Below are 20,946 nucleotides of genomic sequence, written 5' to 3'. Positions count from 1 at the left end.
AGATCCAGAGCGCTTCGAAAACGCCTGATTTTGCCAATCCCGGTAAACCGCCCGCGGCAGTAGCAAATCACATGATATCTCTAGCTGCGGCACATTTCCGTGTCCGGGTCAGCCACCGCCGCGGGTGTCGGCGAGGCCCGGCGATACGGAGGCTGCCGCCATCGTGCGAGAGCCTGAAAACGTATATGCCAGCTCGCCACTCAGAAGCTGCCGTTCGAGGGGTTGTAACTCAGATGGCGCCGCCGGCGGGATGGCCGCACCTCGGCTTAGCGCCACGCGGCCGCAGACCGTGCCGGCATCCTCGGACGAGCGGCTGTGATGGATCGTGAAGTCGGCGCGGAAATAACTCGTGACGCGCGTGACATCGGCGGTAGCATGGCAAAGTACCGTTTTTGAAGGAGCCGAGCATGCAACTACGCCCAACGCTGGCGTTAGCTGGATTCCTAATTCTGGCTCTGAGCTCTTGCGCAGCAAATGACGGGATGGAAAACGCCGCGCAGCCGCAGACCCAAATCAACATTTCGGCAGCAACCTCTTTGCATGAGCCCTTCGAACAATTGGCTCAGGAATTCCGGGAGCAGCACCCAGATATTCTGCTCTCCGATATTAGCTATGACGGTTCCGCAACGCTCGCCACCCAGATCATCGCCGGAGCGCCCGCAGATGTCTTTGCCTCGGCAGATGAACGCAACATGGACGCGTTGCAGGAGGCCGGCTTGGTGGCCACCCCGAGCATCTTCGCTACCAACACGCTGGTGATTGCCCTTCCCCAGGGGAACCCGGGCAACATCAGTGAGCTGGCGGACCTTGCAGAGGCCACCACGGTGCTCTGCGCTCCCGAAGTGCCCTGTGGTTCCGCGGCCAAAAAATTGCTAGATCTTGCCGGCGTGCAGGTCGAAGCCGCAAGTCTGGAACAGAATGTAGGCACCGTACTGGTCAAGGTTGCCACCGGGGAAGCGGACGCGGGACTGGTATACCGCACGGAAATGGCCAATGAGCCGACCGCGGAAAGCATTATTCCTCCCGAGGCACAGAAGGTCGTCAACTCGTATCCCATCTCGGTAGTCGCCAATGCAAGCGGGGACAAACAAGAAGTGGCCAAGCGCGAGGCTGCCGAAGAGTTCGTGGACTATGTTCTGAGCGAGCATGGACAACAGGTGATGCGCGAATATGGCTTCGGAAGCCCGATGTCCTCCGCCCAGTTGAAGTCCGGGCAGAAATGACCGCCCAAGTAGATGTCGGCACCCGGGCGCCGAGCCTGGTGCTGCTGCCCGCAGTATTGGCTGTGGCCTTGCTCGTCCTTCCGCTGTTTGCCTTGTTGACGCAAGCCTCCTGGGGTACCTTGTGGGCGGATGTGACCAGCCCCCAGGCCTTGCAGGCGCTTGGCCTATCGCTGCGCACCGCGCTGCTGGCTACCGTGCTGTGCACGCTGCTCGGAGTGCCGCTGGCACTGCTCATTGCCCGTAGCTCCCCGCACGTTGCACAGGTTCTCCGTGCATTGGTGGCGGTGCCCCTGGTACTCCCGCCTATGGTCGGCGGTGTCGCGCTGCTGCTGCTCTTCGGCCGGACTAGCGGCATTGGCCAGCTGCTGGAACAGTTCTGGGGGTTCACCCTCCCGTTTTCCACCGCCGCGGTGGTGATGGCGCAAATGTTTGTCGCACTGCCTTTTCTGGTGCTCACCGTCGAAGGGACCCTGCGTACCAGCGGGGCGGCCTATGAGCAGACCGCGGCCACGCTTGGCGCCGGACGCTGGATGGTGCTGACCCGAATCAGCCTGCCCTTGGCCGCACCGGGGCTGTTTGCCGGGATGATCCTCTGCTTCGCCAGGGCTCTGGGCGAGTTTGGGGCTACCGCGCTTTTTGCCGGCAATGCGCCAGGACGCACCCAGACCATGCCACTGGCAATCTATACGGCTTTCAACGGGGCAGGCGCCGGACGAGAATCAGCCGTTGCGCTTTCATTGTTGTTACTCGCGGCCGCAGTACTGGTCCTGGTTTGCCTGCGTGCCTGGCGTCCAGGGGCGTTGAAATGACCACCGGGCTTCTGGCTGAAATCCGTGTGGCGCGCCCAAACTTCGAAATCGACGTGCAACTGGACCTTGAACCCCGCAAGACCCTCGTATTAATGGGACCCAACGGAGCTGGCAAGTCCACGATTGTGCATGCAATAGCTGGAATTCAGCACCTTGCAGCCGGGCAGATTTCCCTGAACGGTACGGTGCTCTCCGGTCCCGGAGTGCACCTGCCGCCACACCGCCGAGCGATCGGACTGCTCGGGCAGCAGCCCAGGCTCTTCCCGCATTTTGACGCCGCGGAAAATATCGCCTTCGCGGCCCGCGCGGCTGGCCTGAGCAAACGTGCCGCCCGACAGGTGGCGCACGACTGGCTTGAACGCTTAGGGCTCACGGCATTCGCGACGCAACGACCCGCCGCGCTTTCCGGCGGGCAGCAGCAGCGCATCGCGCTGGCTCGTGCCTTGTCCGCGGGACCGAAGCTGTTGCTGGTTGATGAACCCTTCTCCGCACTTGATGTCCAAGCGGCGGTGGAGATGCGCGAGCTGGTCCGGGAAGAACTATCGCGCACCGGAACCACCGCGGTTGTCGTCTCGCATTCGGGGGCGGATGCGCTGGCCCTGGCAGAGCGATTATTGGTGATCGAACGCGGCGTTGTCGTTCAACAGGGATACACGCGCCAAGTGCTTGCGCAGCCGGGTACGGAGTTTGTGCGGGCCGTGGCCAATAGCGTTCCGGCGGGCTACGAGAGCGAACCGGAGAAGAGATGTTCCTCTTAGCAATGAAGCCAAAGATTTCTTCGTCCGGCACCTTTCGATTATTGCTTGTTTCCGGGCCTAAACAACTTTTGATGGTTATGAAGGATGAGGAGCGATGGGGATAAGCCCTGCAGAACACCTGGCATGGATTCTTGACCGAGTCACCCCGGTAGCCACCAGCACGGTTGGCTTGGCCGAGGCGCGCGGTACGGTCCTTGCCGAGGATGTGTTCGCCGCGCATCCGCTGCCGTTGTGGGAGAACTCGGCCATGGACGGCTACGCGGTGCGCAGCTGCGATACGTCGAACGCCAGCGAGCAGCAGCCGATCGTCTTGAACGTGATGGGCGAAGTGGCCGCGGGAAGTTCGTGGGATGCGCCGCTGGAGCCTGGCCAGGCGGTGCGCATCATGACCGGTGCACCCATCCCCACGAGTTCCGACGCTGTGGTGCGCGTCGAATCGACCATTGGCGATCAAGGCGAGAGCACCTGGGCCGAAGAACTCGTGCGAGTATTCAAACCGGTTCAGCCCGGCCAGGAGATCCGCGCCCGGGGAGAAGACCTGGCCCGAGGTGCATTGGTGGCCCGCGCCGGAGATCAGCTGACCGCGGTGCGCCTCTCGGCATTGGCCGCGGCCGGAATAGCCAAGGTACTGGTTCGGCGGGCGCCGCGAGTTGCGGTGCTGGTCACGGGTGCCGAACTGCAACCACTCGGCGCGACGCTGACCCGCGGGCAGATCCCGGAATCAAACTCCTTGCTCATTGGCGGACTCTTGGCCGAGGCGGGCATCGTCGAGGTCAGCGTGCAGCATTGCCCCGATGAGGTAGCCGAGGTGACCCAAAGGCTGGCCGAACTGGGTTCGAGCTACGACGCCATCGTGAGCACCGGCGGGGTGGGCCCGGGCACACGGGACGTGATGCGGTTGGCACTGGCAGATGAGGCAGAAGTTCGTGCCGTGAGGCTTGATGCCCGCCCCGGACAGCCGCAATGCACCGGGCGATTGGCCGCCGGCGCGTTTGTCTTCGCGCTGCCGGGCAATCCGGTCAGCGCGGCCGTCGGCTTTGAACTGTTCGTAGTCCCGGCGCTGCGTGCCATGCAGGGCCATGAAATACCCCAGCGGCCGAGACTGACCGCTACGGCCGGGACCGGATGGCGCGGTTTCACCGGGAAGCTGCAGGTGCTCCCAGTTGAGTTCGAATATGGGCCGTCTTTGCGCTGCTATCCGGTGGTGCACACCAAGCGGGTGTCGCATTCCGTCGGTGGTTTCGGTGCGGCCCAAGGCTACGCCCTGGTCGAACCCGAACGCGGGGACATCGCCGAAGGCGATAGCGTGCAAGTCATCCGGATGCTTCCATGATGGCCGCCGACGCTTTGATTCTTGCCGGTGGCTGTGGGTCCCGGCTCGGTGGCCTGGATAAGGCCGAACTGCTCCTTGGCGGGCAGCGGCTGGTGGACCGCGTGGTGCGCGCTTGCCGGGAAAGCATCAGTGGCCAGGTGATCGTTGTGGGTCCCGAAACTGCTGGAACCCAAGCGGACGCGGTACTGCGCGAAGAACCTGAATTCGCCGGACCGTTAGCCGCAGTTGCGGTGGGGCTTCGCGCGGTGAAGGCTGACTGGGTAGTGGTTCTGTCTTGCGACTTGGAATATCCGGCCGCGGTCTGCCAGGCGCTTTCTGCGGCCATGGAGACTCCTGGGGCGGATGGCGTGGTGCTGGTAGACGACAACGAACGGACCCAATGGCTCGCGGGTTGCTACCGCACCGAGCCGCTGCGCGAAGCCTGCGAGGCGCTGGGCGCCGGCGTCGTCAATGCACCGGTCAGGCGGGCTTTCAACAACCTTCGGCTGAACAGGGCCAAGATTTCGGGGGAGAAATCGGCGGATATTGATACCCCCGAAGCGTTGGAAGAGGCCCGTCTGCGGCAAAAGAATTCAACTCAATCGACGAAGCCAACCAAGACTTAGCGAGCAAAGGAAAATAATCATGGCACAGCATCTCCCACCCGAGGCACTCATTCCGTGGCTGGAGGCCGCGGCCGAGGAACTCGGCTTGGACGCCAACGAGGTATCTATAGGCACGCTGCTCGACGTGGCCAAGCACGTTGCCCACGACGTCGCGCGGCCAGCTGCCCCATTGAGCACCTTTCTCTTGGGCTTGGCTCTTGGCCGCGCGGAACCGGGCACCGAGCTGTCAGCGCTCGCCGAGAAGCTCAACGCACGGGCCGCGCGTTGGGCGGCCGAGCAACAGTAAGCCCGAGCTGCTGAAGTTCCACCACGTGTCTCAGCTCAACGCGTTGTAGCCACCCAATGGCGAGGTAGGCATCTCCGGCTTCAGCGGGCTGAGCATTGCCGTGTGCCGCCTCCGGGCGCACAATCGGGAGATGACTAAATATCTGATCTCGTTTCCGAGCCGGGCCATGGTGATTGCGGACGAAGAGCTGCCGCGTGTCGCCGCCGATGCCCGTGCCGTGATTTCCGAGGCCAAAGCGGCAGGTGTCTATGTCTTCGGTGGTGGCATCGAGGAACGCGTGGGTCCGGTACTGGTATCGGCAGATGGTTCGGTGAGTGACGAAATCTATTCGGGCTCGGAGCTCAAAGGCGGATTTACCGTGCTGGAGGTGCCAACCCGTGAAGAAGCGCTGGGCTGGGCTCGAAAGATCGCGGTGGCCTGTCGTTGCGCACAAGAGCTGCGCGAATTCGCCTATGACTCGGCGAGCTAGCCCCGCACCACTGTAGACTCGTGTCTTATGGCAATCGGCGCGACAATACAAACTTTTGAAGTCCAACTGGCTGATGTGGATCGCGGTGTTTACGAAGATCTCTCACTGCGTGTGGCACAGCAAGCCTCGGAGACCGACGCCTATCTGGTGACCCGGGTTCTCGCCTACTGCCTCGAAGCGGAGGAAGGCATCGCATTTTCTGCCGGAGGGGTATCCACGGGGGAGGAACCGGCGGTGCTGGTCAAGGACCTCACCGGAAGCATCCTGGCCTGGATTGAGGTAGGCGCCCCGGATGCCCAGCGCCTTCACCAGGGAAGTAAGCGCGCAGAGCGTGCCGCCGTTTACACCCACCGAGAGCCTGCGAAGTTGTTGGCCTCGTGGAAGGGCAAGACCATCTACCAAGCCGATGAGATTGTTGTCCGTTCCTTTGACCCCGGCTTCATCGATTTGGCAGCCAAGGCCCTCACCCGGCGCAACACCATGTCGGTCTCGGTGACCGAGGGGCAGATCTATCTCGAACTCAACGGCAGCAATTTTGAGACTCAAATACACGAGCATCACATCGAGTAGTGGCCGCAGGCGGTAAAGCACGCCTCCAGCGTGAATATCATTATTGAACGGATGATTTTGCCTGCAAAGGCACCCGGAATTGCTATTAGTTTCCGGTCCAATCCAAAAGGCCGATTGCCTCCGTTTTATAAGGTATTAGTCCGTGGCTTCACGGGAAAGCGGTGCTGGCCGTGCGACCTGGATCGCTCTTTCGCGGCTCTCCTCATCTTGCATACCTGTGAGTCTGCTTTCCCAGCTTTACTCTCCGGGCCCCGGGGCGAGGTTTGCCGACCATGAGTCAAGCAGTGAGCGCAGTTCCTCCGGTTGCACATCGCTGACCTTCGCCTCGCTCAACGCAAGGCCGAAGGCAGCCCAAGGTAGGTTGGCGTTCTCGGTGCGCACCATGGCGCTGTCCTCATCAAGCGGCTGGATCTCGAACCACCGGCCGATGCGCGGTGCCAGCTCCTCTGCGCTGGCATGCACCCGCGCGCTGATCTGTTGCTGACCGGCTCCGCGCAGCCCTTCGCGGACAAACTGGGCTGCATCGCCGCCGGGAATCTCCCGCGGGACAAAGCGCAGTGCCCGCGCCGCGGCGTTTTCAGCTCGATCCACGCGAAAGCTGCGCCAATCCGCGCGATCCAGATCATAGGCCACCAGATAGTAGCGGTTGCCCACATTGACCAGTTTAGCCGGTTCCACCCGCCTTGAACTGGCGGTTCCCTTAGCATCGCGGTAGTCGAAGGCCACCCGTTCGCGGTCGCGGCATCCCTGGGCGAACACCACCAGCACCTGGGGGTCCACCGGTTCTGGAACAGCGTGCTGCGAGTTCAACGGGACGGTGCTGGCAGTCAATGCCTGGGCCCGCTGCCGCAACCTGGCCGGCAGCACCGGAACGACCTTGGACAGCGCGCGCAATGCGGCTTCGGCTAACGCGGAAGAGCCGCCATGCACCGTAGATTGCAGCCCGATGACCAGCGCCACGGCTTCCTCATCGCCGAGTACCAGTGGAGGCAGGGCAGTGCCGGAGGCCAGCTGGTAGCCGCCACCCACCCCGCGGTCAGCCTGCACCGGGTAGCCCAGATCGCGCAGCCGGTCGATGTCCCGGCGCACGGTGCGCAAACTGACTTCCAGCCGTTCGGCCAGCTCGTCGCCGGACCAGTAGCGGCGGGTTTGCAGCAAGGAGAGCAAACGCAAGAATCTGGTGCTGGTACTCATGCAATTAGTCTGCCTTAATTTAGGACAAAAACTGGCGCTTATTGCTTCTACGCTGGTAATTATCAGCTGGAAATACCGGCTGAAGCTGATGCCAGGAGGCAACAATGAGCACCATGGCCACCACCGAAACCACCCTGACCGGGGAACGCGCCGACCTATTCCAGGCGTTAGCCAACGCCCGGCACTTCCTGCGCTTCACCGTCCGTGGACTCAGTGATTCGCAGGCAGCACAGCGCACCACCGACAGCGAATTGACCCCCGGCGGACTAATCAAGCATGTGACCGCAGTGGAAAAGCAGTGGCAGGAATTCATGGTCAAGGGACGGGCCGCCATGGCCTGGGACGGGGCAGACTTCAGCAAGATGCCACCCGAAGCAGTGGAGGCTTTCCAGAATGAATTCCGCATGTCGCGCGAAGAGTGCTTGGATGAGCTGCTGGAAAACTACGCGCGGGTCGCAGCCCACACCGATGACTTTCTGGCAGAGTTAGACATGGATACCGTCCACGAATTGCCCAAGGCACCCTGGTTTGTCGATACCCATTGGACGGTGCGCCGCACGTTGCTGCACATCATCGCCGAAACCACCCAGCATGCCGGGCATGCCGACATCATCCGCGAATCCTTGGACGGACAAAAAACCATGGGCTAACCACCGAAGCCGGGCGTCGCGATATTGGTGGCAAAGAAGGATGCGCTCCTGGGGATAATCAGGCGACCCCGAATGCTGGCCACTGTTAGTGGCGACAAAATAAGCTTCTCAGCCAGCACGGACATTTTAAGGCAATGAAAAACCCCGAGAATTCAATGATTCTCGGGGTTTTCGCTGGCGGTGACGGTGGGATTTGAACCCACGGTACGGGGTTACCGTACACAACATTTCGAGTGTTGCACCTTCGGCCGCTCGGACACGTCACCAGACCTGATAACTCTATAACGAACCTTTCGAGAACACCAAAACGAACGAGGCGAAAATCCCGGTAAGTGGTTCGAAACACATATGGGTGTTCGCTCAGCCGCGTTTGGATCGGAAGAAATCGCGCAGCAGGTCTGCGCACTCGTTTTCTTTGACCCGCGGGTATACCTCGACCCAGTGGTTCAAGCGGGGTTCGCGGACGATGTCGAAGACCGAGCCGCAGGCTCCGGCCTTCTCATCCCAAGCGCCGAAGACCAGTCGGGGGATGCGCGAAAGCACGATGGCTCCGGCGCACATGGCGCAGGGCTCCAGCGTGACGACCAGCGTGCAGTCTTCTAGTCGCCATCCGTCGGCGTTGTCCTTAACCTGTAGCGCTTTGACTGCGTTGCGGATGGCCACCACTTCGGCGTGAGCCGTCGGATCAAAGTGCGCCTCGCGCTCATTGCGTCCGGTGGAAAGGAGCTTGCCTTCGGGGGAGATGACGACCGCGCCGATTGGAACATCATCGGTGTCCAATGCGGCTCGGGCCTCTGCGAGGGCGAGGTCCATCCAAGTCTCGTGTACGTGCGCCATAGTGCCTTTACCTTACGTGTTTTAGCCTCGTCAGTGCATGCGCTTGGGGACTAGCACTCCGCAAAACACCGATATGCCTTTGCCGTGGGGACCGCAATCCCGCTGATTCCTGTTTAGTTGGGCACATCATGGAGTGATTACACCGGGATTTCGCACTTTTATCTCGTTTGCTTCATTGGTGGGCTGATAGATTTCTACTTATGCGCGTACAGGTAGTCGACCACCCATTGGTGGCACATAAGGTTTCAGTTCTTCGAGACAAAGATACTCCGTCCCCGATTTTCCGCCAGCTGACCGACGAACTGGTCACCCTGCTGGCCTACGAAGCAACCCGCGAGGTGCGCACCGAAGAAGTCGAGGTAGTCACCCCGGTAGCCACCACCACCGGAATCACCTTCGCCAAGCCAACCCCTTTGGTGGTGCCGATTCTTCGCGCGGGTCTGGGCATGCTTGAAGGCATGACCCGCTTGGTGCCCACCGCCGAGGTCGGCTTCCTGGGCATGGCCCGCAACGAAGAAACCCTGGACATCATCACCTACGCCGACCGCGTGCCAAACGATCTGTCCGGCCGTCAGGTTTTCGTGCTGGATCCGATGCTGGCCACCGGCGGCACCCTGGCCGAAGCGATCAAGTTCATCTTCGAGCGCGGCGCCGAATCGGTCACCTGCATCTGCCTGATCGCGGCTCCGGAGGGCGTGGAACGCCTGAAGGAAATCCACGGTGCCGACGAGCGCGTCCACATCGTGCTTGCCGCGATGGACGAACGACTGGACGAGAAGTCCTACATCATCCCCGGACTCGGAGATGCCGGGGACCGTCTGTACGGCGTCACCCCACCGATCGTCTAGACGGCCCTCGCTTAGCCTGCGGTTTCGTCGCTGGCGGGCATTTCGCCCGCCAGCGGCAGCCGCACCTCGAAGAGCGTATGACCAGGCTCTGAGGTCACCGAAATGGTGCCCCGGTGGGCCTCGACAATGCTCTTGGCAATAGGCAGCCCGAGGCCGGTGGTGCCGTCCATTCCGGAGCGGGCCTTGTCGGCGCGGGTGAATCTTTCGAAGACCTTCGGCAGGAACTCTTCGGAGATCCCTTCGCCGGTGTCATGCACCTGCAGCACCGCCTCGCCGCTTTCGAGATCTTGCCCCACGCTGACGGTTACGGAGTTGCTAGCCGAGGTGTGCTTACGCGCGTTGGCCAGCAAATTGGTAATCACTCGGCGCAGGGAGGGCGAATCGGCGTTGACCGTTGTCCCCGGTGCCTGGCAGACAAATTCCCAGAGATGGTCATCCGCGGTGGCCTTGAAATCCTCGGTGATATCTGAAGTTAATGCGCATAAATCCAGGCGCTTCATGGTGAACGAAGTCTCCTCGTCCAGCCGGGCCAAGAGCAACAAATTTTCCACCAGCGAACCCATGCGGTTGCTTTGCTGCAGTACTCGATCCACCGAACGCCTGCCGTCGGGGGAGAAATGCTCGGTTGCCGACAGCAATTCGGTGTAGCCGCGAATCGCCGATAGCGGAGTGCGCAACTCATGCGAAGCATCCGCCACGAATTGACGCATCTGGTCCTGAGATTTTTCACGTGCCGTCAGCGCGGTAGATACGTTGTCGAGCATGGCGTTCAAGGCGCGTCCCACGTTGCCAACTTCGGTGCCGGGAACGGCATCTTCGGAAGCGACTCGCTGGGTCAGCTCGACCTTTCCCGATTCAAGTTCTTCGGCAGCTACCGAGGAGGCCACCGCCGCGACGCGTTTGAGCGGGGCGAATGACCGGCTAATGAGCCAGGTTCCCACCAAACCGGTGCCGATCACCAAGCTGATCGCGATGAACAGCGTCAGCCACGCCATTTCGAGCAGTGTTTGATCCGTGGAATCCAGCGGCAAGCCAACGATCAGCACGCCTCCGGAGCCAGGATCTGGAACCGCCGAGAGCAGATAGTCGCCCACGGACAACGTGCGTCGTACAGGTTCCGCGTTGATGTCGATGGTCACCAGATGGATGGCGTCATCCTGGGAGAGCATGACTCGTTCGCCATGCTGGTCAAGCACGTCTCCGGAGAAAACATAGCGATCCACGAAGCGCGCGGTCAGAGTGCCCGCGGCCTGTCCGGGCGCATAGAGGCGCTGATCCGGGCGGGCTAGCCCTACCGAGTAGCTACTGGCTCGTTCCACCGAGGCCTTGAGCTGTTCGTCCAGCTGGTCCATCAGCGTTTGGCGCATGCCGGCGTTGTAGAGCAGCCCGAGCAAGACGCAGACTGCGGTCAGCGAGCCCAGCAGGATCATTAGCAGTTTGCGCTGCAGCGCGTGTGGCGAACTTGGCCGGAGGCCGGTGGGAAATGAACTCATGCAGCGGGCTTGAGGACGTAGCCCACACCACGCACCGTGTGGATCATTGATTCGGCGTCGACATCGATCTTTTTGCGCAGGTAAGAGATGTAGAGCTCGACAATATTTGCTTGACCGTCGAAGTCGTAATGCCAGACGTTGTCGAGGATTTGCGACTTGGAGACCACTCGCCGGGCGTTATTCATCAAGTAGCTGAGCAGATCAAACTCTGTTGCGGTCAGCGAGATCGAGCGTCCGGCGCGGGAGACATCGTGTGAATCCAGATTCAGCACCAGATCGCCAACTACAAGTTCTGCGGAGTCCGCGGTCGAGGCACCGGAGCGTTCAACCAGACGGTGTAGGCGAATGAGTACTTCTTCGAGGCTGAACGGTTTCGCCACGTAATCATCGGCGCCGGCACCCAACCCTTCGATCCGGTCCTCGACCGCATCCTTCGCGGTGAGAAATAGTACGGGGACTTCTGGCAGGTAACTGCGTACCTTGCGCAGTACCTCGGGGCCGTCGAAGCCGGGGAGCATCCAGTCCAGAACCAAAACATCCGGGGAGAGTGAGCGCGCGGTGGCTACGGCTTCCGGACCATCGTGGGCCATCGTTGCTTCCCAGCCAAGCATGCGAGTACCCATGGCCACCAGTTCCGCCAATGACGGTTCATCATCGACGACCAGGACCTTGATGGGTGTGCCATCTGGATGGGTCAGCCGGGGTAATTGTGCGGGAGAAAAACGTGAATCGCTCATGTTAACCAGCTTCTCCTATTGTCATTGGGCTACTTTATGTTTCAGCTGTGCAACAGCTATGACTGTATGTCGAGTTTATGCGGGAATATTCCGTTCGGGTAGCGGTTAATTTGGTCAAATGCCGCAATGCACGAATGTTTGACCTATGGACCACCCATGAGCCTGAATGAATATTCATGACCGTGAATGGCATGGTCATTCTGCATATTTTTGGCCTCGATATTGGTCATTCCGATTAGTTAAGCGCTTAGATACCTGAGATTTGCCCAAGGTGCTCTCCGTCACTTTTGGACACATCTGTCTCACATACTGAACAGTGGTGACCTTTGTTACTTGCAAGTTTCGAATGTTACGGGGAATACTTGGTGTGTGAGTACGGCGCAGATCAACAACAGCAATCAGGGTAGAGGCCCTGAGGGTACGCTTGCGTGCTGTTGTCGAATGCTCGGCGTCGGTGAAATTGGATCGATCGGCTGAAGTAACAAGCGGCCGAGTCCAGAGACACCGACGGGAAACCCAACTGCTGTTCGTGAAAGAAGGTCGCGGGCGGCGCAAGCAAAACCCGAAGCATTAACGCCAAATCACTTGGCCTTCGCACGAAAAGGAAGTCATCATGTCGGCTGGATCCGGATACGTACACGTTTCAATTCGCAACGCTCAGAATCGCGCGGCGGCAGCACAGCGCGCCGCTGCTGGTAGCGGAAGCTATGCTCCGGCCGGCTATCGCCCGCTGCGTGCGGTCAACAACGTTCATGAAACGCGTGAACCGATGACTCAAGCTATCGCCACACCAGTACAGTCCTCTGGCACGCCTAGCGCGGACACCAGCGCTCGTGGTTTCGTGCTGTATGTCGGACTGGATGAAGCTGCCGCCCAGGCTCAGGGAACCTCGTTGGGAAAGTTGGCAACCCAGGTTCGCGCATTCCTGGCGACCTTGTCGCCGCAGGCGCAGACCCATGCTGCAGTAGCGCTGGCGCCAACCAGCGCGCAAGGCGAGCCAATTGACGTCGTTCGTCAGGCGCTGGGGGATCCCACCCTGTCACGTCGCCCGCGTGCCGAAGCTCGTCCAAGCGCGCCACGCCCATCCGGCGTGCTGATCGATCTGTCCCGCCGAGAGGTTTACCTCGATGGTGAAACGCTGAACCTGACCTTCAAGGAATTCGAACTGCTGAATTTCTTGGTGGAGAACGGCACCCGCACCGTGGGCCGTGAAGAATTGCTGGAAAACCTGTGGCGCAATGCCGAGGAGATCCCGAATGAGCGAACCATCGACGTGCACATCCGTCGCTTGCGCTCGAAGCTGGGTCGCTTGGCGAACACCGTGCGCACCGTGCGTGGACAGGGCTACCGCTTCTACGAGCACCCAGAGGTAGTCGTCTGGGCCGCTCCGGAATACTCCATCTAAGCAGAACGCTTTTTTCGCTGAGGCGAGCAAACCACTCAGGTTTGTTCGCCTCAGTTTTTTAGGTCCCGCGCGTCTAAGCTTGGACTATGAATACTATGCAGCGCCGTCGGCTGATTCTCATGCGCCATGGAAAGTCTGACTACCCGCTGGGAGTGAGTGATCATGACCGCCCGCTGGCCGCTCGCGGCAACCGCGAAGCGCCGGCCGCCGGTGCCTGGCTGGTAGAGAATGACCTGATACCGGATTACATCATCTGCTCCGACGCGTTGCGCGCTAGGGCAACCTGCGCCTGGGTGCTCTCGGAGCTCGGCGAAAAAGGTCCAACCCCGTACGTCGACTCGCGCGTTTACGGCGCAGGGGCCACCGCCTTATGCTCAATCATCAACGAGGTCCCTGATACCGTCTCCACCTTGCTGGTCATCGGGCACCAGCCGACGCTCCAGGACCTCGCACTGCGTCTGGCCTCGGCGCAATCCGATGAGGAAGCAGTCTACGAACTGGCGATGAACTATCCGACGTTGGGCACTACGGTGCTAGAAACAGATCATTCCTACTCACTTTTGGATGCGCGCGATGCGCGGGTCACGCATTTCATCGTCCCGCGGCCTGAATGAGAAGATTCTCATGAGGAATTTTTAAAGACCCTTGTCAGTCTCGTAATACGAGCTGTGTTGGCTTTATGAGGCGTGCATGAGAACGCCCTCATCATTTTCTTCCCAAGGCCTCAGGATTGATTCATCTTCGGTTCATCTTCGCTCGCTTGACTGATATTCATCGAGCCAAACGGCCGACTGAAGATGACGGTTTTCCGCTTCTGCGGGAACCGAAGTGAGAAAGGCCGAAGCCATGGGCATCATTGCAGAGATCATCCCGAACGAAAGCACCGAAACCTGCACCATCAAAGAAGCCCGGATTGCGATCGACGCCCTCCGCGCCAGCACCATCAAGGCGGCCTACACCACGCGCTTTGTCGCAGCCGAACTCTCCCGCAATCCACAGGACTTCCAGATTGTCTCCAGCTCGGGCATGGCTCCGCGCTCCGGTGATGTGGTGATCGCCAAGGTTTCCGAGCTGGGCAAGCACAAGGGCCTGCAGTCGCCGCACGCGCGCCGCCAAAAGCTCTTTGTCGGCCAGGAAATCATGGTGGCCTACGGCCACCGCTACGCACCGGACCAGTTCCTTTCCCACGTACCAACCGATCTTGGGCCATGCGAGCTGGTCGCCGGTGGCGGGCTGGCCTCGCGCGTGGAGCAACAGCACGCCTCGATTGACAAGGCCACCGAAATTGAACCGGTCGGTCTGCTGATGCGCGGCGGCATGGTCGTCACGCTCAGCGACTTCGCCCCGCTAAGCGTCCAGAACCCTTCGGTTAATGTCACCTCCCGCATCGCAGGCCAGCGTCCACCGGTGATCGCGGTGCTCGGAACCTCGATGAACTCCGGAAAATCCACCACCCTCGGTTGCCTGGTCAATGGGTTGAGCAACGCGGGACTGCGGGTCGCCGCAGGTAAGGCGACCGGAACCGGTGCGGGGAACGACCCGAACCTGTTCACCGACGCCGGTGCCTTCAGCGTCTGCGACTTCACCGATTTCGGTTACCCCACCACCTACCGGTTGGACTATGAAACCGTTCGCGCGCTGCTGGTCTCGATGATCAATGAGCAGAGCGCCTCCGGCGCCGACGCGGTCATCATCGAGATCGCCGACGGCTTGTTCCAGGGCGAGACCTCGCGACTGCTCCGGGACCCGGTATTCAAGGAACACGTCGACCGTGTGCTGTTCAGCGCCCAGGATGCGCTCGGGGCAAAGGCGGGAGAAAAAATTCTCCTGGACGCAGGACTCGACCTCGCCGCGGTTTCCGGGGTGCTCACCGCATCCCCGCTGGCGGCCTCGGAAGCGCGATCCCACATGGACACCGAAATCATCGACACTTATGACCTGTGCGACCCACAGGTGGCCAGCGCACTGCTGCCGACACGCTAGGAGGCCCGATGACCGGCTCGCAGCCTGTAGATCCACCCACTATCAAGGAACCTTCGCTCCCGGCGTTGCTGGCGCCGGGGCGACGCGGGCTGCTGGCTGCCCTGCTGGCGCTGGCGCTGGGCGTGGGGGCGCTGTCCATCGCCATCGCTTGGCAGGTAGGCCAGTTGGCAACGGCCTTCGGCCTCGGAGCGCTGACCTGGGTTATCGTCCTGTCCCTGGCGTTTTTCTGTGCGAAGTTTATCGAACGGGTGCTGGCCGAAAGGCTTGGCCAGCACTATGTGGCTCAGCTGCGCGGATCATTGATATCGCATGCCCTCAAAGCTCGCCGGGGACCCTCGGTGGGGATCACCGTGGCGCGATCAAGCAATGACCTGTCTTCCATCCGCAATTGGGTCACCCAAGGAATCGTGCCCTTGCTCGCGGGCATCCCGCTGATCGTTTTCGCCGCGCTCGGGTTGGGAGCTCTGCACCCATTGCTGGCTGCGGCGCTGGTAGTTCCGGTCCTGCTGGAAGTTGGGTTGCTCGCGTTCTTGGCCCGAGGTGCCTTGCGCACCGCGCGCGTGCTGCGCAGGCACCGGGGGAATCTTGCGGCACGGATCGCCGACACGGTCACCGCGGCCACCACCATCGCCGCGGCCGGAGGCGTGCGCCGCGAGGTCGAACGAGTCGACCGAAGCTCGCAGAAAGTCGTTCAGGCCGCCGTGGATCGCGCAAAGTATGCCGGCGCCTTGCGGGCCGGATCGCTGACGGTGCCGTTGTTGGGCACCGCGCTGGTGGTGGCTGCCGGTTCCTGGGCGGGCCTTGGCGCGGGGACCTTGGCCAGCGCCTTGACGTTGATGGGGATCTGTGCCGGGACCATGGGCGAATGGGGGCGAATTGTTGAGTACCGGCAAAACTATCGAGCCGGCCGACGGATTATTGCTCCGCTGCTGCACGCAGTGAAATCCTGGAGCATCGCGGAGCAGAAAATGATCTCCACCCGAGAGTTGAAGGACCTGAACCGCAAAGAAATCACCGTGCGGATCCGTCCCACGGCACCGGGCTTGGAGAACTGGCCGGTGCTTCGAGCGCACGCAGGGCAACGGATCCAGGTGGTGGGGCCCGGGGCAGAATCCGGAGCGCTGCTCGAATCTTTGGCCACCGGCAGGATCTCCGCTCACGGCGATTCGCTCGGTGGGTTGTGGATCGCCGAGGGGCGCAGCGAGGACCTTCCGGCTACCGAACGACGTAAGCTGATAGGCGCAGCGTTGAGTTCCATGGTTCCCGAACGGGGCACCATCATCCGTGCGCTGACCTACCGGCATCCGGGGTCTTCGGTGAAACGCGCGCTGCGCGTGGCCGCCGACTGCGGGCTAGAGCTCGGCCCGCTCCCCGCCGCGGAGCGCACCATGTTGCGTCGTGGGGGAGAACCTCTGGACTCCGCACAGCGCGCCTGCCTGATCATGGCACGCGCCCTGCTGAGACAGCCGCCGGTATTGATCCTCGACCCGGTGCTCAACCGCCTGCCGAGCGCCGCCCGCGAAGCGGTGATTCGAAAACTCAACGAATATCCCGGAGTGGTGATTTTCCAAGGAGAAATTCCGGGGCTCGAAGCAACCGGCACGTGGCAGGCACCGCTGCGCGTCGGAGCCCATGCCGAGAACCCGGCCCCGCTGGAAGACGCGGAATAGCCAAGCCGAGGATGCTCGCCTAGGACGCCACATGCTGGTGGGTGGCAAGCAAACCGTCAACGCTGTACAGCACCGCGTTGAGGGTGGTTTCGCGGTCGGCTACGTTGTCAGAAACGGTGCGCATACGTGCGGAGAACAAGGCCGCGCCGAAGATCGCCGTCGCCGCTGGCTGCTTTTCCTCGGGAGCCAAGATGACCAGGCGATCCAAGACTTCAACGAGGGTCGAGGTGACCCGTGAATACACCGGGGTAATTTGGTCGCCCCAGTCGCTTTCGGGCCGCAGCTGCTCGCTGATCCAGATTTGCGCGAATGACGGGTATTTCTCGACGAATTCAACGGCGATAGTGGCCATTGCCCGCAAAGCCTCGCGGGGCTTGGGATTCGCCGCGGCCTGATCCAGCTCGGCGACCAGCATATCGGCACCGAATTCCAGAACCTGGCCGATCATCTCGTCCTTGGAACCAAAGTTGTAATACACGGTTCCCTTGGAGACACCTGCCATTTGCGCGATCTCGTCCACCGATACGGCGTTGGGGCCGCGGGCGCCGAGCAGCTGCATCGAGGCCGCGAACAGACGCTTCTTGGAGGCGGTGGCCCGCACACGGGGCCGCGCGCTTGGTGGTGTAGTCATACCGTCAGCTCCGGTTGTAGCGTCTTCAAAGTCCAGGTCTTGTGCTTGCGCACCGCCAGGAAGCTCAGCAGCAGACCCAGCAGCGTGTAACCGATGACTGGGAGGATGGTGGCGACGAGCATTCCCAAGTCTGCACCATACATCACATGTCGCAATGCCACCACGACATTGCTCATCGGCAGAACCTGGTGCAATATCTGCAATGGTGCCGGCAACGTTTCCCAAGGGAAGGTGCCGCCAGCGGTCACCAGCTGCAGGACCATCAGCAATAGCACCACAAACTTACCTGCGGCACCCAGCAAGGCGCAGATTCCCTGGATCAATGCGCTGAAGCATAGTGCGGCGAGTAGGAACAAGCCCAAGGTCAACCATGGGTGTGCGGGTTCCAGCCCGACGGCGAACACCACCACCGCGTACAGCGCGGTGCACTGGATGAGTGAAATGAAAGCAAAGGGAAGCCACGCGCCCAACGCGATCTTCCAGCTGCTGCCGTTGGAAGCCAACGCACGGTTGTTGACCGGGCGCATCACCTGGGTGAGGATGAAGGTGCCGATCCAGGTAGCGAGGGTCATGAAGAACGGTGCGAGTCCCGCACCATAGGCACTGGCCTCGGATTGCGCATGGGAGTTCACCCGCAGCGGGTCACCGATCACGTCGGCTAGCTGTGCGGAAGTTGGCGAGTCGGGGTTCGGCACCTGGCCCACACCGCTGTCCAGGCCTTCGGAAAGATCGCCCGAGCCGTCTTGCAATTCGCTTGCGCCATCGCCGAGTTCGCCGACTCCTTGGTCCAGCGTGACCAGTGAATCGTGCAAGGTGGTGGTTCCGGCTGCCAGGTCCTTGGCTCCGGCATCGAGTTTATTGCTGCCTTGGGCCGCGTCTTTGGTACCTGCCAGTGCGGATTTCTGGCCTTCTGCAAGGGTGGAGCTTCCCGAAGCGAGCTTTGCGGCTCCGTCGGCGAGTTTGCTGCCGCCGTTCGCGGCGGATGAGATGCCATCGGCAAGGGCGGGAACGGCATCGTTGAGCTTGTCGGTGCCTTGGGCCAGGGTGTGCAGTCCGGTGGCCAGCTGCTTATTGCCGTCGGCAACCTGTTCGGAGCCTTCGGCGAGTTTATCCAGGTCGTTTTGCGCCGAGGTGAGTTTCACGTTGACGTCTTTGACCTTGGAGTTCAACTGCTCGGTGAGCGTGGAGTTTTCCACGGTGGATTGCAGCTGTGCGTTGATTTGCTCAGCCTGTTCCTGGGTGAGCGTTCCGGATTCGACCTGCCGTGCAAGGAACGCGTTGGTGTTTTGCTGCACCTGGTCCAGCCGGAATTCGGCATCCGCCTGCAGATCCCGGATGACCGCAATTGCCTCGTCGGCCGTGGCGCTGAGCTCGGCGTTTCCATTGGCTACCTGACGCGATCCGGCGGCTAGTTGATCTGCCGAGGCAGCGGCCTGTTGGGCTCCGTCGTTGAGCTTGGAAACCGAGCTGGGCAGGGGGGCCGTCTTTGACTCCAGGGTGTCTAGCCCGCTGCTGAGCGTTTTCGCCCCGGAATTGAGCTCGGCGCTGCCACTGGCCAAGTCATCTGTGCCAGCTACGAGCTTGCCTTGCCCGTCAACGAGTTTCTTGAGGCCGCCGGATAGCTGGCCGGTGCCGTCATGCAGGGTTTGTGCGCCAGCTTCAAGTTCGGCGCCGCCGGTCACGAGCTGCGTGGTGCCGTCTTGGAGGGTGAGGACCCCATCCGAAAGAGAAATCGTGCCGTCGTAGAGTTTCTTCGCGCCATCGGCCGCCTCGTCCATCGAATCGTGGATGTCGACAAAGCCGGCAATCATCCCTTCGGCGGTTTCGGTGCCGACTTCTTTGGAGACCGAATCACGCACTTCATTGGCCAGGGTCTTTGCGAAATTGCCAGCCATGAAATTATTGGCGTCATTGGTAGTTAGCTCCAGATTTGCCGCATTCGCGCTTTTCAGCTCCGCCGGGGAAGTCAACGAGGCGGAAAAGTCTTTCGGAATGGTCATCGCGAATGCGTAGTCACCGTGCGCAACTCCGTCCAAGGCGGCTTCTTGCGAGTCGACTACCTCCCAGCCGAAGGTGGAGTCTTCGAGCAGGGAATCAACAACTTCGTCGCCGACATTTGTGGCTTCACCCTCGCGTTCGGCGCCTTCATCGAGGTTCACCAGAGCTGTTTTGACGCCATCCAGATTCGACTGCGGATCCCAATTGCCATAGAGGTAGAGGGCTCCGTAGAGCAGCGGTACGCAGGTGACCGCGATCAGTGCCAGCTTTGGCAAGGTTCCACGGGTCATGCGCTTGAGCTCGGAGAGAGCTAGGCCCAGAGTCGTCATGAGTTAGTCCTTAGTCGTGGGTGGTTCAAGTGGAAGCTCGGCTTCCTGGGAAGGCAGAGCTACTCGCGCTTCGGCGGCCACGGTTTCCCCCTCCGGGGCTTGGCCTTGCTCGGCCGGAGCTTCGTCGGAAGAGGATTCGTTCGAAGTATTTTCCGCCGGGTCTGCCGCCGGCAGCTCCGCCATCTCGGTGTTGGGTTCAGGGTGCTGCGCGAGCGGCGCCCGGCTAGTTTCCGCGTCTTCAGCCTCAGACCCGGTAGCGGAATCGTGCACCGGTAGTGCTGAATCCAGCTGTGGAACTTCGTCGGTAAACGAAGCGTTTTCTGGCATGTCTTGGGTTTGCCCGATGACGGCCACCGGCCCATCCCAGCAATCTGGAATGCGTGAGACCACGGCAATAACCGCGAGGTTCCGGCGAGTTCGGGTAAACCGCTCGAGGGTTTCCAACCAGCTGGTTTCTTCGATGCCATGGCGGTCGGGGGAGTCGAAGACCAGGGCATCAACGTCATGGTTCTCTAATGCCAAGCGCGTGAGCAAGTTGATGCGAGTCAGCGCATCGACCGCGTCGATCCAGCTGCTGGCGATGTCTTCGAAACCATGCCGAGCCAACCATTTCTTGCTCCGGGCGCGGCGCCAAAGGGGTGCAGGCACCAAGGAGAGGTCTTCGCTGACAACATCGCGAACCTTCAGATGGGCCTCTGGTTCATTGATCTGGGGTGCGTCGAGTAGCGCGCTGTGTGAGCGTATTTCCTTGAGTCGCGAAGCGCCATCCCAACTCAACTCACCTGCGCTGGGCTTCATGCGGCCGGAGAGCATCAACGCGGTGGCGGTGCGCGCGCTCTGCGAGTCTGCGACGACGAGCAGCAGCGAACCGCGGTTGGCTGTCAGCGAGGTGGCATCGACAAGTTGGCTGTGGCGCCCTTGGAAGCTCATTGAATTAGCAATTAACACACTTCCACACTAATTGAACTGACCGGTCAGTTCAATTAGTGTGCTAGTTTCTTTGCTCACCTCTGGACGTGACGTGGCTCATGGACTTGGATAGTTCGTGGACCAACAACCGGTCGCTGTTTATGAATTCACCAAGAGTTCATAACTGGCTGATTGAATCGTTTGCGGGT

At 61.1% G+C, this 20,946-nt stretch carries 21 protein-coding genes and 1 tRNA gene; 14 read left to right on the top strand and 8 right to left on the bottom strand.

Annotated elements, in window-relative coordinates:
• Positions 1-407 precede the first annotated feature (407 nt).
• From modA to ACT3UA_RS07100, 8 genes are all read left to right on the top strand, one after another.
• Complete coding sequence (modA, locus tag ACT3UA_RS07135) at positions 408-1,223, top strand: molybdate ABC transporter substrate-binding protein (RefSeq protein ID WP_096285429.1); 816 nt, start codon at positions 408-410, stop codon at positions 1,221-1,223.
• A complete protein-coding gene (locus ACT3UA_RS07130) occupies positions 1,220-2,032 on the top strand; it encodes an ABC transporter permease (protein WP_096285428.1) in 813 nt (270 codons plus the stop codon). The genes modA and ACT3UA_RS07130 overlap by 4 nt, the downstream gene beginning before the upstream one ends.
• On the top strand, positions 2,029-2,790 hold the full coding sequence (locus ACT3UA_RS07125) for a sulfate/molybdate ABC transporter ATP-binding protein (RefSeq protein ID WP_096285426.1): 762 nt from the start codon (positions 2,029-2,031) through the stop codon (positions 2,788-2,790). The genes ACT3UA_RS07130 and ACT3UA_RS07125 overlap by 4 nt, the downstream gene beginning before the upstream one ends.
• Before the next feature lie 94 nt (positions 2,791-2,884).
• Entirely contained in the window at positions 2,885-4,123 is a 1,239-nt protein-coding gene (locus ACT3UA_RS07120; RefSeq protein ID WP_096285425.1) for a molybdopterin molybdotransferase MoeA, read from the top strand.
• Positions 4,120-4,728, top strand: coding sequence for a molybdenum cofactor guanylyltransferase (gene mobA, locus ACT3UA_RS07115; RefSeq protein ID WP_096285424.1), 609 nt, complete (start codon positions 4,120-4,122; stop codon positions 4,726-4,728). The genes ACT3UA_RS07120 and mobA overlap by 4 nt, the downstream gene beginning before the upstream one ends.
• Before the next feature lie 19 nt (positions 4,729-4,747).
• Entirely contained in the window at positions 4,748-5,014 is a 267-nt protein-coding gene (locus ACT3UA_RS07110) for a DUF6457 domain-containing protein (RefSeq protein WP_096285423.1), read from the top strand.
• A 130-nt stretch (positions 5,015-5,144) separates the two neighbouring features.
• Positions 5,145-5,483 (top strand): YciI family protein, encoded by a 339-nt coding sequence (locus ACT3UA_RS07105; RefSeq protein ID WP_096285422.1) that lies wholly within the window; start codon positions 5,145-5,147, stop codon positions 5,481-5,483.
• A 27-nt stretch (positions 5,484-5,510) separates the two neighbouring features.
• A complete protein-coding gene (locus tag ACT3UA_RS07100) occupies positions 5,511-6,053 on the top strand; it encodes a YaeQ family protein (RefSeq protein ID WP_096285421.1) in 543 nt (180 codons plus the stop codon).
• Between the two features lie 237 nt (positions 6,054-6,290).
• On the opposite strand, the gene ACT3UA_RS07095 is transcribed toward ACT3UA_RS07100, so the two are convergent.
• A complete protein-coding gene (locus tag ACT3UA_RS07095) occupies positions 6,291-7,247 on the bottom strand; it encodes a helix-turn-helix transcriptional regulator (RefSeq protein ID WP_096285420.1) in 957 nt (318 codons plus the stop codon).
• Positions 7,248-7,351: 104 nt separating this feature from the next.
• Between ACT3UA_RS07095 and ACT3UA_RS07090 the strand changes: the two genes are divergently transcribed.
• On the top strand, positions 7,352-7,897 hold the full coding sequence (locus ACT3UA_RS07090; RefSeq protein WP_217990363.1) for a DinB family protein: 546 nt from the start codon (positions 7,352-7,354) through the stop codon (positions 7,895-7,897).
• Between the two features lie 175 nt (positions 7,898-8,072).
• Here the strand turns inward: ACT3UA_RS07090 and ACT3UA_RS07085 are convergent.
• Together ACT3UA_RS07085 and tadA are read right to left on the bottom strand one after the other, a co-directional pair.
• Positions 8,073-8,163: transfer RNA gene (locus ACT3UA_RS07085), tRNA-Ser, on the bottom strand.
• A 94-nt stretch (positions 8,164-8,257) separates the two neighbouring features.
• Entirely contained in the window at positions 8,258-8,734 is a 477-nt protein-coding gene (gene tadA, locus ACT3UA_RS07080; RefSeq protein WP_096285411.1) for a tRNA adenosine(34) deaminase TadA, read from the bottom strand.
• Positions 8,735-8,934: 200 nt separating this feature from the next.
• On the opposite strand from tadA, the gene upp reads away from it, so the two are divergent.
• Positions 8,935-9,582, top strand: coding sequence for a uracil phosphoribosyltransferase (upp, locus tag ACT3UA_RS07075; RefSeq protein ID WP_096285410.1), 648 nt, complete (start codon positions 8,935-8,937; stop codon positions 9,580-9,582).
• 11 nt (positions 9,583-9,593) lie between these two features.
• Here upp and ACT3UA_RS07070 read toward each other — a convergent pair whose 3' ends face one another.
• The gene (locus tag ACT3UA_RS07070) at positions 9,594-11,075 is read right to left on the bottom strand and encodes a sensor histidine kinase (RefSeq protein ID WP_096285409.1); all 1,482 of its coding nucleotides are present in this window, start codon (positions 11,073-11,075) and stop codon (positions 9,594-9,596) included.
• Positions 11,072-11,812 (bottom strand): response regulator transcription factor, encoded by a 741-nt coding sequence (locus ACT3UA_RS07065; protein WP_096285408.1) that lies wholly within the window; start codon positions 11,810-11,812, stop codon positions 11,072-11,074. Before ACT3UA_RS07065 ends, ACT3UA_RS07070 begins: the two co-directional genes overlap by 4 nt.
• Positions 11,813-12,425: 613 nt before the next feature.
• Between ACT3UA_RS07065 and ACT3UA_RS07060 the strand changes: the two genes are divergently transcribed.
• From ACT3UA_RS07060 to ACT3UA_RS07045, 4 genes are all read left to right on the top strand, one after another.
• Positions 12,426-13,217, top strand: coding sequence for a winged helix-turn-helix domain-containing protein (locus ACT3UA_RS07060; protein ID WP_096285407.1), 792 nt, complete (start codon positions 12,426-12,428; stop codon positions 13,215-13,217).
• Positions 13,218-13,303: 86 nt separating this feature from the next.
• Positions 13,304-13,831 (top strand): SixA phosphatase family protein, encoded by a 528-nt coding sequence (locus ACT3UA_RS07055; protein ID WP_096285406.1) that lies wholly within the window; start codon positions 13,304-13,306, stop codon positions 13,829-13,831.
• A gap of 214 nt (positions 13,832-14,045) precedes the next feature.
• Complete coding sequence (locus tag ACT3UA_RS07050; protein WP_255248403.1) at positions 14,046-15,200, top strand: DUF1611 domain-containing protein; 1,155 nt, start codon at positions 14,046-14,048, stop codon at positions 15,198-15,200.
• A gap of 8 nt (positions 15,201-15,208) precedes the next feature.
• Complete coding sequence (locus ACT3UA_RS07045) at positions 15,209-16,870, top strand: ABC transporter ATP-binding protein/permease (protein ID WP_096285404.1); 1,662 nt, start codon at positions 15,209-15,211, stop codon at positions 16,868-16,870.
• A gap of 19 nt (positions 16,871-16,889) precedes the next feature.
• Here the strand turns inward: ACT3UA_RS07045 and ACT3UA_RS07040 are convergent, their stop codons facing one another.
• Genes ACT3UA_RS07040 through ACT3UA_RS07030 form a run of 3 tightly spaced genes read right to left on the bottom strand, consistent with a single transcriptional unit; the run spans position 16,890 to position 20,776 of the window.
• Entirely contained in the window at positions 16,890-17,501 is a 612-nt protein-coding gene (locus tag ACT3UA_RS07040) for a TetR/AcrR family transcriptional regulator (protein WP_096285403.1), read from the bottom strand.
• Positions 17,498-19,828, bottom strand: coding sequence for a YhgE/Pip domain-containing protein (locus tag ACT3UA_RS07035; RefSeq protein ID WP_096285402.1), 2,331 nt, complete (start codon positions 19,826-19,828; stop codon positions 17,498-17,500). Before ACT3UA_RS07035 ends, ACT3UA_RS07040 begins: the two co-directional genes overlap by 4 nt.
• A 3-nt stretch (positions 19,829-19,831) precedes the next feature.
• Positions 19,832-20,776 (bottom strand): ABC transporter ATP-binding protein, encoded by a 945-nt coding sequence (locus tag ACT3UA_RS07030; protein WP_141393515.1) that lies wholly within the window; start codon positions 20,774-20,776, stop codon positions 19,832-19,834.
• Between the last annotated feature and the right edge of the window lie 170 nt (positions 20,777-20,946).

The organism is Glutamicibacter sp. 363 (genome assembly GCF_052379505.1).
In the GTDB taxonomy this organism is placed as follows: domain Bacteria; phylum Actinomycetota; class Actinomycetes; order Actinomycetales; family Micrococcaceae; genus Glutamicibacter.
Note: the sequence above shows the minus strand (reverse complement) of the source record. Positions and strands in the feature narration are given on the sequence as shown.